8 protein-coding genes are annotated in these 12,444 nt (G+C 42.3%); 2 read left to right on the top strand and 6 right to left on the bottom strand.

Features of this window, described 5'->3' with window-relative positions; translation table 11 throughout:
- Positions 1 to 160: 160 nt before the first annotated feature.
- A complete protein-coding gene (locus ICL16_RS18425; RefSeq protein WP_190830441.1) occupies positions 161 to 709 on the bottom strand; it encodes a M48 family metalloprotease in 549 nt (182 codons plus the stop codon).
- Between the two features lie 503 nt (positions 710 to 1,212).
- Between ICL16_RS18425 and ICL16_RS18420 the strand changes: the two genes are divergently transcribed.
- Together ICL16_RS18420 and ICL16_RS18415 are read left to right on the top strand one after the other, a co-directional pair.
- Positions 1,213 to 1,722 (top strand): PRC-barrel domain-containing protein, encoded by a 510-nt coding sequence (locus tag ICL16_RS18420; RefSeq protein WP_190830439.1) that lies wholly within the window; start codon positions 1,213 to 1,215, stop codon positions 1,720 to 1,722.
- Between the two features lie 22 nt (positions 1,723 to 1,744).
- Positions 1,745 to 2,602 carry a DUF1206 domain-containing protein gene (locus ICL16_RS18415; RefSeq protein ID WP_190830436.1) on the top strand — a complete coding sequence of 286 codons (858 nt, stop codon included), beginning with the start codon at positions 1,745 to 1,747 and terminating at the stop codon, positions 2,600 to 2,602.
- Between the two features lie 40 nt (positions 2,603 to 2,642).
- On the opposite strand, the gene ICL16_RS18410 is transcribed toward ICL16_RS18415, so the two are convergent.
- The 5 genes from ICL16_RS18410 to ICL16_RS18390 all read right to left on the bottom strand — a co-directional run bounded on the left by ICL16_RS18410 (position 2,643) and on the right by ICL16_RS18390 (position 12,265).
- The gene (locus ICL16_RS18410; protein ID WP_190830434.1) at positions 2,643 to 8,201 is read right to left on the bottom strand and encodes a translocation/assembly module TamB domain-containing protein; all 5,559 of its coding nucleotides are present in this window, start codon (positions 8,199 to 8,201) and stop codon (positions 2,643 to 2,645) included.
- Positions 8,202 to 8,326: 125 nt separating this feature from the next.
- Positions 8,327 to 8,833, bottom strand: coding sequence for a PRC-barrel domain-containing protein (locus ICL16_RS18405; RefSeq protein ID WP_190830431.1), 507 nt, complete (start codon positions 8,831 to 8,833; stop codon positions 8,327 to 8,329).
- Positions 8,834 to 8,996: 163 nt separating this feature from the next.
- Positions 8,997 to 10,079 (bottom strand): phosphate ABC transporter substrate-binding protein PstS, encoded by a 1,083-nt coding sequence (pstS, locus tag ICL16_RS18400; RefSeq protein ID WP_190830429.1) that lies wholly within the window; start codon positions 10,077 to 10,079, stop codon positions 8,997 to 8,999.
- Positions 10,080 to 10,217: 138 nt separating this feature from the next.
- A complete protein-coding gene (locus tag ICL16_RS18395; protein ID WP_190830427.1) occupies positions 10,218 to 10,655 on the bottom strand; it encodes a hypothetical protein in 438 nt (145 codons plus the stop codon).
- 374 nt (positions 10,656 to 11,029) lie between these two features.
- Entirely contained in the window at positions 11,030 to 12,265 is a 1,236-nt protein-coding gene (locus ICL16_RS18390; protein ID WP_337907081.1) for an HhoA/HhoB/HtrA family serine endopeptidase, read from the bottom strand.
- Between the last annotated feature and the right edge of the window lie 179 nt (positions 12,266 to 12,444).

The raw sequence follows: 12,444 nt of genomic DNA, 5'->3' as shown, positions 1-12,444 counted from the left end.
GATATATAAATAAGCTTTCTATATCATTCTTTAGATAGAATCGAGGTGTTTGACAGCACAGTAATCTGAAATCAAGGTAAGTTCAATCTTTACAAATCACTACCAGATTATTGTCAAGACAATTTCCACCAACCATGAAAAAACGGCGGACTCACGAACCTTACAAAAACCCGTTTCTTGTACCGTGGAGCAGACGTGCGCTTGTTGGCATGGCTGGATTTATCCTGTTTTTATCACTGTCTCGACTACCCAGTTTGGCTCGAGGTGTACCTGCTATTGTGGTAGCATTATTTTGCCTGCCACTGGTGAAACCAGTGGTAACATAGATATAGCCTCCTGCAGTTGCAAAGGCATTGATACTGTCATCTCGAACTACTTGGAATGTGTAGGGAATATTGGGACGGGTACTATTTGCAGCCAAGCGCTGACCGATTTGATTCACATAACGATTAGCTTCTTGATTGCGGTAAATTTGTATTTGACCGCTACTAATTAATTGTTGATTAATCTGTTTGCCAAGTTGAACTTCTTCTTGAGCAGAAATGTTATACAATTGAACGACTCGTGCGCCTTGCAGTAGTAATTCCAACCAGGGAATTGCTAGGGATGCTTCAGCCGAAGTGATAACAATACCAAATGCCATCAAAAGCGACAAAAAAGGGGAAGAAAAGCGACGGTGAAAGTGAAATTTAGAAAAAATATTTAACATAGTTGTACTCAACCTTTTCTAAGTGTTCAAAGTTAGGTAGGTTTTCAACTTGCTCCTTGGTTAGACCGTGAAATTAAATCTTTTTGCTCCTTAATTACGCCAATTGACATGAGATTGGTGCGAAGAAACTTCGCAATTTTAACAAACATGATGGTTAAATCCTCTTTAATGCAACACAAGAAAATTAACTAACGAATTGCGGCATTTGCTTTTCTAAGCTACTACGAACAATTACCCAATAGCTCAACAATCACTCGTTATTTTTCAACTGGCAGAGAAATTAGTTGACAATTCAAATCATTAATATTTACAGCTTAACCCTAAATTGTGAAAAACTGGTGGAGAATTACTGTGCTTTCTTAAAAATGCTACTAAAGAAATATACTGAGACACTAATTATCAAAGATTAATGGCATTTTCCACTAGTTTTCCACTATTAAAGCTTAATCTCAAAATGTTTGGACTTGAACGTAATAAATAATAGTAATTAGCAAAGGAAAAACATGGCTTTGTACAAACTTGATGAATACGATCCCAACTACGCTAATGACATTTTTGATGGTTATGACATCAAAAACTTTGATGTTTATGCCGATGATGACAAGGTTGGCTCAGTTACCAACGTGCTAGTTGATGAAAATGATGGTCGTTTCCGTTATTTCATTATTGATACAGGCTTCTGGATTTTGGGCAAAAAAGTATTGCTTCCAGTTGGTTTGGCTCGCCTAAATTATGATGATAAACGATTGTATGTTCTAGGATTGACTAAAGAGCAAGTAAAAAATTTACCCGAATTCACTGAAAATTTGGCACTCGACAATGATTATGAGGAGCGAGTGAGAGGAGTTTATCGCCCGTTAGTAGGAACAACAACTCTGAGTCAGTTTTCTTATAACCCCGGCACCTACAATTATTTGCAAGAGCCTTACTTTTACGATTTGGGCGATCGCAATCTCAGAACCTATGAAGAACGGCTGATAAGCCGGAGGAACCGTATTCAAAAAATGAGATAGCACAAATGAAACAGTAAAAATCATGACACCACGCGATCAATTGCCTGAGAATATTAAACAGCCAGTTCAGCAAGTTGTTTCTCATCCTTGGGTTGAGCGACTGGCAAGACTAGGCTATGCAGCAAAAGGCGTAGTTTATTTTGTAGTCGGCTTGCTAGCAGCACTTAAAGCATTTGGTTCTGGTGGTAGAACTACGGGTACTAGTGGTGCACTGAAGACGATTGTTACCCAGCCTTTTGGAAAATTTCTACTGAGTATCGTTGCCCTTGGGTTGATTGGGTACGCACTTTGGCGTTTGTTACAGAGCATTCTTGACCCCGAACACGTTGGACGTGAAATGAATGCAAAATTAATAGCCCAACGCCTTGGCTATGCTTTTAGTGCTTTTGCCTATGCAGGTTTGGCTGTAACATCTGTAAAATTGATTATGGGTTCAGATGGCGGTGAAAGCAGTTTGATTGAGGATTGGACCTCACTACTGCTTATTCAACCCTTTGGGCAATGGCTGGTGGGATTGGTTGGAGCCATTGTAATAGGTGTTGGTGCTTATTATGTTTACGAAGCATACGAAGGGAAGTTTCGACGCAAATTAAAACTGCACGAAATGACATCCACTCAGAGAATTTGGGCAACATTTGCAGGCAGATTTGGCATTGCTTCCCGTGGTGTTGTTTTTGGCATCATTGGCATTTTCTTGATTCAAGCAGCACGTTTATCTGAAGCTAGCAAAACTAAAGGACTTGATGGAGTACTAACAATTCTAGCACAGCAACCTTTTGGAGCATGGATTTTAGGTGTAGTGGCTTTGGGTCTAATTGCCTATGGTGTCTATTCAACAATCCAAGCTCGTTATTGGTCAATTAATAACCCAGGTGGCTAGTTACCCTCCTAGCATATTCAATGCGATCGCCATCCTTCACCTAAAACTGTGTCTCATACTGAATTTCCAATCTACTTTCGTCTTCCAAATCGGTAGAGCCTCGCATCAGAATTTCGTCGTTGACTCGATAGAGCAAACCGTAACGGAAAGACTCATTAGTTAGAAAAACCCGTGATAGGGAGACAGAGAAATTCTCAGTGATATCAAACACACCCTCTGCGGCTAAACTCAGAACCGAAGCCCTGGATGATTCGTTGGCGACAGTGGTGGGATAGATACGGAAGGCACTAAAGCCGATCGCCTGTCCTATTGCACTAATGTTTCCCTGCAAACCACTGAACAGAGTAGAACCAGCGATGGTAGCAATTCCCAATGCTGAGTCTGCTTGACCTAAAGTATTAATAATTGAACCGCCCAACAGCGCAATAATTTCTGATTCACTGCGTCTTGGTTCACTAGTAAATTCCAGATTGTCAGTCAATTCACTAGCGGCTCCTGTCACTCTGGCTTCAACGCGAACGGTTTGTAAAGTACCTAAGCTGGTTATGGCTGGAATATCACTAATGTCGGCAGAAAAAGGAGAGCTTTGAATACGGTTTCCAGTCGCTAACCCTCCAGTCGTCTCTGGTACAAATGCTACAAGTCGGACATCCAAAACTGGGTTGAGTCCTCCACTAGGAGTAAACACTGCGGTGTGTTCATAGCCCCGCGCTAAGGTAAACTGAGTGGTAAATAAGTTGACTTGTCCTCCTGTGAGACGGATGACTCCTTGAGGGCGGGGATTAGCTAATGTGCCATTGATGGTCAGGTCGCCTTTTGTTTCAAAGCTAAGTATGGACTCACTCAGGAGGTCGCCTCCTGGGACAAAGTCTCCAAATAAGGGCTGAGTCGTGATCCGAACATCATCGCCTAGAACAAGCCGTAAATTTTCAAAGTCTATGGGTATAGGTGAGCGGGCGGTTGTAGTTGCAGCGCTTCTGGTTGAACTACCTGCTCCCCTGCTCCCCTCAGGGGCTGTGGTTGCTGATGTACGGGTATTAGCGTTTTGTCCAATCTTGACTTGACCATCACTCAAACGAATCTCTCCGCCAATTTCTGCGTTAAATACTGTTCCCCCAATTACAACATTACCACTAACGTCGCCTTGATACAACTCCTGTACTTGCAAATCCAGGTTTTGTAGCGATACTGTGAGGGGATTATTGGCGGCTTCTTGTTGTGCTTGAGGTGTTGCATAAATGGGGATGACTCCCTGCGCAGTTAATTGACCCTGATTGTATTCCCCTTGAAGGCCTTCTACTACCACCCTATTGCCATTAAATTGCAGCGTTCCTGTCACATCTGTTAATGGTTCAGTTAGCGCAGCGGCTTGCAAAGTTGCATTTTGGACTGTGGCATTTCCTGAGATAATCGGTTGGTTTAAGGTACCGCCAACTTCTACATTCAGTTGTCCATTACCATTTACCCAAGTAACTTGATCGGTAAATACATTTAACAGCCCTAAGCCCTCATCTTGCACGTTGGCTGTGATGCTAATTTGATTGCTATCTGGCTGCGTGTCAGCGCTCGGCAAGGCAAGAGGTACGCTTCCTTGGATTTCCAGTGGCTGTGTACCTGTGACTAATACCGTACTGGCAAAATTGAAACGAGTATCGTTATAGTTGAAGCTCAATTCTCCTGTCTGCACGGGTTGCTTGTTTATAGTTGCATCCACCAACGTCACTTCCCCTATTGCTTGGGGGTCTTCTAAACTTCCTCCCAGGGTGGCGACAGCATTTACCTGACCTGTGACATCAACTGGGTATCTTTCTATAAAAGGCTGTAATAATGATAGAGGTAGATAAGAAGCGCGCACCTGTCCGGATAGTTCTTGACTTCCTAACTGTCCTGTGAAAGCTAGAAGTCCTTGTTCTAAATTAACACGCAGGGGTAACAGTGTGACGATACCATCTGCATAAGTCCCTCTAGCTATAAATTGTTCAATCGTGTATTCTCCCCATTGCGCGTTGGCGCTTTGAAGATTAAAGTCTGCATTTAACCCTGTTTGTAACGAGCCTGTTACCTCAATTTGTCCGGTAAGATTCCCCTGTAATTCTGCAAGTGTTGGCAATCTCTGCGTTACTTCACGCTGTGTGCGCTGTTGTGCTACCCGGTTTTCGATTTTCTCGAAAAACTCCAATTGGGTGAGCAAATCTGCATTGGGTAGACTGATAGGCTTTGTTTGAAGTACTTCTGCTCCCCCCAATTCCGGAGTCTGCAATCCGGAATAAAGGTCTTGATAACCAAAGATGTTGAATGCTTGTAATATTTTCTGGATTCTGGCAGAGTCAAAACTAATTTGGGTTTGAAATTGGGGGTTGTCTCCAGTTTGTAAGTTTCCACTTAGGGATATGCGGCTATCATCTAGAAGCAACTCCCCATTGGTTAAGGTTGCAATGCCATTGGCAAAATTGATCCGCCCTCGGAATTCATTTGCTGTGGCTCTACCAACTCTAGGTTGGGCGATCGCTACGTCTCCTACAACTGTAAACTGGTCTAAATTAATCGCTAAATCCCCGGATATTTGTCCAGCGAGAGGTTGTAAATTGGGATTATTGCCTGGAATGAAGTTTTCCAGAAGCGCCACGTCAAAGTTTTGCACGTTGACAAGTAAGTTTTCTCCCTCTGCTCTACCAGTTGCTACAGATCCATCACGTCGAACCAAAAATGAATTTGGGCGATAATCGGAACCGAGGTTAACTGCAATCAGGTCTTGAGTACCTGCAAGTTGCAGCTCTGTTCCTTGTCCTCCCTGAAAATTTACACTACCAGTTAGTAACGGGTCAAATGCCAAGCCATTAAGATTGAGATTTTGCAGCCGGATGTTTCCTTGAGCATTAGGAGAAGTTGGGGTACCTGTGACTTGTCCATTAAAGTCTAACAACCCTGCTAGAGCTACGTTACCAGGAAAGTTGACGGGAATCTGTTTGAGGTTGTAACCCTGAGCTTGTACATCTAAGTTGAACCCAGCGATTTGCGGTGTTCCTGTTTCTGGGACTTGAAGGGCAATTGTACCATCAGCGCTCAGTCCTGGGGCAGTTGCGCTTTCAACAATAATCTGCTGTCCATTCCACCGGATTTGGGCTGTGAGTGGTTGCTCGAGCAGCGCTAACTGTGAAAAGCGTACTTGTCCTGCGGCTCTGAGATCCGAAAGCTGAAATGATTCTGTCGTTCCTGCTACACGCAGATTGGTGCTAAGTTGTCCCCGCAACTGAGCGGAAATCCGGTTAAGTTCAAGTTGGGAAACATTTGCGATCGCTTGCCAACGCCCATTATTTAAAGTAATATTGCTGAGTTTGACTGTGCCTCTCGCTACATTTTTTATGTTTGCCTGTCCTGTGGCTTGGATGGTTTCGGGTTGGAAGGAAGTGGTGGTTCCCGACAAGTTCAACTCACTGCTTAAGACTCCTTGGAACTGCGGTGGTATCTGGGCGAAACGACTTAATTTTATCTGTTCGGCGTCCACGAAAGCTTGCCAACGTCCTTGTCCAACCTGACCTTTAGCAGTAACTGTACCACCTGCAAGGTTCACAACAGCATTTTGGAAGAGAATATTATCCCCCTGTTGAGCGATGACAACTTGTCCAGTGGTAGGGTAAAAAGCTTCAGGTGCTTTCACAGAGGCTACTGCTCGCAGGTTACCCAGAGTGCCAGTCACTTTGGCATTTGCAGAAACATTGCCAATGTTGATCGGAGGTGAAGTGTTGTAAGCTTTTGCAATGGTGTCTCCTGGGAGGTTTTGTGCTTGCACGTTCAATGATACCCTACCTTGGGGTGAGAGTTGAACTTGACCATTCGCCATAATTTGTCCTCCGGCGGGTGGAGTCGCTTGAATTTTGGAAATGGCAACTTCCAATAATTGTGTACCGCCAAGAGAGCCGGAAACTTTAGCGTTAGCGCTGACAGCACCAATGTTGATGGGAACAGAAATGCCGTAACTTTTGGCGATGGCGTTTGCTGGTAAACCCTGAGCTTGAATATTCAGCGCTACGTTACCTTGGGGTGAGAGTTGAACTTGACCGTTCGCGGTAATTTGTCCTCCGGCGGGTGGAGTCGCTTGAACATTGGACAGAGTAAGCGTCAGAGGCTGTTCACCACCAATAGAGCCTGTAACTTGAGCATTGGCTGTGACATTACCAATGGTGATGGGGGTTGAGAAACCATATTTCTGTGCGATCGCATCTGCTGGGACACCTTGGGCTTGAAAGTCAAAACTCACCTTACTTTGTTTGCGTCCCAGTTGAACTTGACCGTTCCCGACGATTTGCCCCCCTGCGGCTGGGGTTAACTGCAGGTTGGACACAGCAAGTTGAGACGCAGCCTCTGATATATTCAATCGAAAGGCACTACTGATAGCGTTGAAGAGAACGCGGTCAATTTGAGTGGGTTTTGTGGTACTAGCGGTTCCGCTCAAAACTGGTTGTTTAATAGATCCGGTCAACTTAATGTTTGCTTGCAGTTGTCCCACCACTGGAACTGGCAAATTGACATTCAGCGTGTCTACAGCATTTTTAGCGCTAACTGGTTTGGTCTGAGCTACGACATTGAATCCTGTTTGAGTACCGACTGTTCCATTTGCTACAAAGGGAACTTTGCCATAGTTTGCGCTCAGATTCTCTAAAGTAACCTGTTGACCCTGGAAGACTAATCTCCCACTTGCATTAGTGAACTTTTGTGGAACATTTTGAATTTGAGCAGTGACCTGATTAACGTTAGCTGTTCCTGTCAAAGCGATTTCTGGTTGAGCCGTCGGTTGGTATTGAAGCGTTAGATCACCATCCACGCGACCCGCTTGCAAGATAATTGGCAACTCAACTAATCTACTAAGGTCAGCCGCTTGTGCATTTTGCGCTTGGACTTTGAGGTTTGTTTGCAGTGTTTTAAGTTGCGTATCTCCAGTTAATTGTAATACGCCTCCTCTGGTAGGTTGAGCGCTAATTTGATAGCTAATCTCTTGATTTTGAGATGAAATTCGAGCAATCCCATTGACAGAGTCTAACGTCACATCACCATTCGGTTTACCTGTTCTAGGTATTGGATCTAATACCACATCACCATTCTGAAGCCGAAGAGTCCTTAACTCAGTTTGAATAAAACCTCTTCCCTCTCCAGTATTAAGTTGAGTAGTTACCCAGCGCCCTTGCTGATCCTGGTTAACATAAACATCCGGCTGAACGAGAGTGACATCTAATTCCAAAGTCCGGGTGAGGAGGAGTTGCAACGGGGAAAACTGGACTTCCACGCCTTTTGCAGCCACTCTATCTGGATCTGTAGAGGTTGCTGGTATTGATAGGGAGCCAAACCTAAGACTAGTTAGGGAAAAACGCTCAACTTTTCCTATTCTTATCGGTCTTCCTAGTAACTGCTCAAGATTTCTCTCAACTAAAGGCGCTAAATCTTGATAGACAAAGTTTCTCAACCACAAAGCACCGCCAGCAATTGCAACTAGCAGAATGACACATAAGATAAGACTAGTACGTCCTAATAGGAAGAGCCTTAAACGAGGATTACGTGGACGATTTTGATCCTGCTCATTTCCTGAATGTGGAGAGCGCGTCATAAGTCGTTACCAGAATAGCTTTGGTAGAAAGTCAATTTGACTTTTTACCATTTTTTACGGCTGGATTATATTTCGGACAGGTCTAATTAACCAGTTAATCAATCTGGAATCAAAGGCAAATCTGTTTATAGTATATATGTTCTGCGACGGTTCGTTCTTGCTCGGAACCGTTCTTCATACATTCTGAGATTTTGATCGTTGAGATCATAAAAGTAAGGCTCGTGCATATAGTTATAGGTATCAGCACTATAAATAAAACCTGTTGTCGGTGTTGTCATATAAAGACGATAAACACCTCTAACTCGTTCTTCATAATCTCTGTTGAGCGCCAAATCTTCGGTAAATTCGGGTAAATCTTGCACTTGCTGTTTAGTTAATAGAGGCACATATACCCGCTGATAGTCGTAATTAATACGAGCCATTCCCACAGGCAGCAATACTTTCTTACCAAAAACCCAAAAGCCTGTATCAACAATGAAATACCGAAAATGACCTTCGTCATCAATCATCATGTTGGTCACAGAGCCAACTTTATCATCTTGAGCATAAACATCAAAATTTTTGATTTCATAACCATCAAAAATTTCATTCTGATAGTTGGGATAATATTCATCCAGTTTGTAAAGAGCCATATTATTTCTCCAAAACGAACGACATTAACTGTAGGCTAAATGAACTGGTTATATTTTCAAGATAGATAGGGATAGTGGAAAACTCGTGGAAAAATGATCATCTATAACTCTTGTAGGACATATTCTTCTCCACCTGCAAGAATTCGGGTTTAAGTCTAGGCGATCACTTTGCTGCAATTTTTTCACTAACTGTTGATTGCACTCTTTGCGCAAGGTCATTTGATATAGGTATGTATCCAAGCCGTAAAGCGTATTGATCACCTTCAGTCAGTGCCCAATTAATAAAGTTTTTCAGAGCAGTTGCTTTGGCAGGATCACTGTACTGGTTATACAACAGCAGCCAAGTTAGACCGACAATTGGATAGGCTTGCTGTCTGGAAGGATCTGAAATTTCTAGAGCAAAGTTGTGTGGAATTGTCTGCCCTTCCAAGGCTCTTGCAGCGGACTCTGGTGATGGATGTACAAATTGACCTGCCTTGTTTTCTAGAGTTGCCATGCTTAAGTTATTTTCCCTGGCATAGGCATACTCGACATAGCCAATCGCTCCCTGAGTTTTTTGAATTTGGGCTGTTATCCCTTCATTGCCTTTAGCTCCGATACCCACAGGCCAGCTGATTGATTTACCAACACCTGCCTTCCAGTTGGGACAAGCCTTACTAACGTGATTGGTAAAAAGGAAGGTAGTACCGCTACCGTCAGCACGACGAACAAAGGTGATGGGAGTATTGGGTAGGTTAACGTTGGGGTTTTGCTTTGCAATCAGCGGATTGTCCCATGTTTTGATATCACCCTGGACAATGCCACAGTAGGCTTGGCGTGAAAGCCTTAAATTTTTGACATTACCTCCTAAATTGTAAGCAAAGACGACAGCACCACCCGTTAACGGTACTTGAATCGGTTCAGCATTGTATTTTGCTCGGAATTTTTGACGTTCTTTTTCTGTTAGAGGTGCATCGGTAGCTCCGAAGTCTACAGTTCCTTCTAGATACTGATTAACGCCAGCACCACTACCTATAGACTGGTAGTTAATTTTGACATTTGGGTTTTGTTGGTTATACACATTGAACCAAGCTTGATACAAGGGATTAGGAAAGGATGCTCCAGCACCAGTAATAGAGACTTGGTTGGCTGGGGTCTGTGGTTGGCAAGATAATAAACCTGTAGTCAGTGCTACTCCAGTTACTGTGAGAATCCAACGAGGAGCCTTTGTATGATTATATATTAAGTTGCCGAATTTTTGTAACATGGTTACACCCTACTTTGAGAGATATTTAACTGTGCAGAGAATTTCGTCATTCCAATGATGGAGTTATTTTTAATTGAAAACTATAGCGATACGATTAGAAAGGGGTTTGGTCGAAATAGTCATAACAAAAGGCTATTACTATGGTCTTTTAGCGAAAGTATTGGTAATTTTAGATAAAATCCCCAAGTAGCCAGGATGATTAGTTAAAAGTCGAGCTATTAATGGCAAAATAACCAGTGTTATCAATGCAGCAAAAATTAGCGATCGCGTTAAAAAGATGATTCCCAAAAATAACAACCAACTGGGAATAATTAAGACAACTAAAAGTATGGTTGTACGTTTAGCTAACTTATACTTTCTCCAGCGAAGCATTAACCAGCAACCTAACATTTCTCCCAAGCTTGCACATATTATTAAGCTAAATATTAGAGAAGTTGTTGCGAGAGTAAGGGGTTCAATTTGAGTCAAGTAAAACCCTGCTAGAAAAAGTCCTAACGCTATAAATGTTAATGCACCACTGAGTCCCCCAACTACAGATGCTATGTATCCTTTTGATTTTTTATTTGCATAACTCATATAGCTTGAACTTTTAACCTCCATGCTTATCCAATAACACTAAGCAATTGTAACAAGTAGATAACCGCAAATACAGCAAAAAAGGGTTTAACTTGATTCTCTAAATATTTTTTTATTCAATCTGGTTAAATGTAAAGCATCAGAAAAGGTTGAACTGATCGATTTTTTAAAGGAGTTATGAAAAACTTCCCATAGCTAGAGCTTAAATCTTAATAGTGGAAAACTAGTGGAAGACTTTAAAAATTTTTTAAAAGTACTACTTGAGTTTAGCGTTGCACAACTAAAGTAGGAATTTATCCACGATATCTCCACTATCTATACTTACTTTTTAGCTATAGTTATTTACAGTATTTAAGAATTTCTATTTTCTAATACTACTGATTGGAATTGGTATTCGTTTGAGGTGGAAGTGGTTCAGGTTTTACAGTGAATTGCAAAGTCTGTCCGTTACGCTGCACTTCGATTTGCAAGTTGCTACCTACGCCATTCTTGTCAAGAATCTGTAGAATTTCGTCAGCAGTAGTAACGGGTTGGTTGTTAATTTCTTGGATGACATCTCCTACACGCAATCCGGCTGTGGCTGCTGGAGAACCAGGAATTACATTGGCAATCAGAAGTCCTCGGTCGGCTTCAATACGAATGTTACTGTTAGGATAATTGTTGATTCTTTGTTTAATTTCAGGTGTTAAGGGTAGCATCTGGATACCTAAGTAAGGATATTCGACTTTCCCTTCAGTAATTAACTGCTGGGCAATTCTTTGCGCCTTATCGATAGGAATGGCAAAGCCGATACCTTCAGCACCCTGGATAATTGCTGTGTTGACTCCTAATACTTGACCGCGAGCATTTAGCAGTGGTCCGCCAGAGTTTCCGGGATTAATTGCGGCATCGGTTTGAATATAGTTAGAGGGTCTGGTGGAAAGATTTAAGGAGCGGTCTATAGCACTAATAACGCCTACTGTTACTGTTTGTTGCAATCCCAAGGGATTACCGATCGCAATTACCCACTGTCCCGGCTGCACTGAGTCAGAATTTGCAATTTCCACTGTTGGTAAGTTATTATTGCCTGGAATTTGCACGACAGCAATATCACTTACAGAGTCTTGTCCCAATACCTTACCTTCAAAAGTACGACCATCAGAAAAAGATACTGTAACTGTGTCAGCATTGTTAACAACGTGAGCATTAGTGAGAATTCGCCCATTAGAATCTATGACAAAACCAGAACCAACACCGCGCACAACTCGTTCTTGAGGTTGTATTGGTATAGCTTCACCAAAAAACCGTTTAAAGAATGGGTCATTAAACGCATCTGGCAGTTGTGGTACTTGAGTTTTGATAGATCGGGAAGTATTAATTTGAACTACCGCAGGCGAAACTTTTTTGACTACTTCAACTACAAAGTTGCGGTCATCAGCAGTTGGTGTCAGAGGGCGATCACTTTGATTTTGTGTCTGATTAATTGTTGGAGTTGGAGAAGAAGTTCCTGAAGGATTAACCTCTCTAGATAAATCTCTTTGGCAACCACTCAAAACTCCTATCGCTATGCTAACTAAAGGTAGCAGGAGATAAGTTCTTGGTTTCTTCCACGAGAAGCCTATTGAATTGATTTTTTTCGCAAAAGCATTTGACGTTTGTTGATTAAGTTGTCTGTTCAGATTTAATAAATTTGACTCAGAATGATATTGGTAATTATATATACTTCTTGTGATCAATACCTTTGCCAAAAAAAGAGGATGAAGAGAGAGGGCAGATGTAGTAGAGTTATGGTCTCTCACAACGACAACTC

Origin of the sequence: Iningainema tapete BLCC-T55, from assembly GCF_014698965.1 — a bacterium.
In the GTDB taxonomy this organism is placed as follows: domain Bacteria; phylum Cyanobacteriota; class Cyanobacteriia; order Cyanobacteriales; family Nostocaceae; genus Iningainema; species Iningainema tapete.
Note: the sequence above shows the minus strand (reverse complement) of the source record. Positions and strands in the feature narration are given on the sequence as shown.

Bases quoted from the DNA above. Each gene is read 5' to 3' on its own strand.
- ICL16_RS18425 (WP_190830441.1), bottom strand. From the start codon at position 709: ATGTTAAATATTTTTTCTAAATTTCACTTTCACCGTCGCTTTTCTTCC.
- ICL16_RS18420 (WP_190830439.1), top strand. From the start codon at position 1,213: ATGGCTTTGTACAAACTTGATGAATACGATCCCAACTACGCTAATGAC.
- ICL16_RS18415 (WP_190830436.1), top strand. From the start codon at position 1,745: ATGACACCACGCGATCAATTGCCTGAGAATATTAAACAGCCAGTTCAG.
- ICL16_RS18410 (WP_190830434.1), bottom strand. From the start codon at position 8,201: ATGACGCGCTCTCCACATTCAGGAAATGAGCAGGATCAAAATCGTCCA.
- ICL16_RS18405 (WP_190830431.1), bottom strand. From the start codon at position 8,833: ATGGCTCTTTACAAACTGGATGAATATTATCCCAACTATCAGAATGAA.
- pstS (WP_190830429.1), bottom strand. From the start codon at position 10,079: ATGTTACAAAAATTCGGCAACTTAATATATAATCATACAAAGGCTCCT.
- ICL16_RS18395 (WP_190830427.1), bottom strand. From the start codon at position 10,655: ATGAGTTATGCAAATAAAAAATCAAAAGGATACATAGCATCTGTAGTT.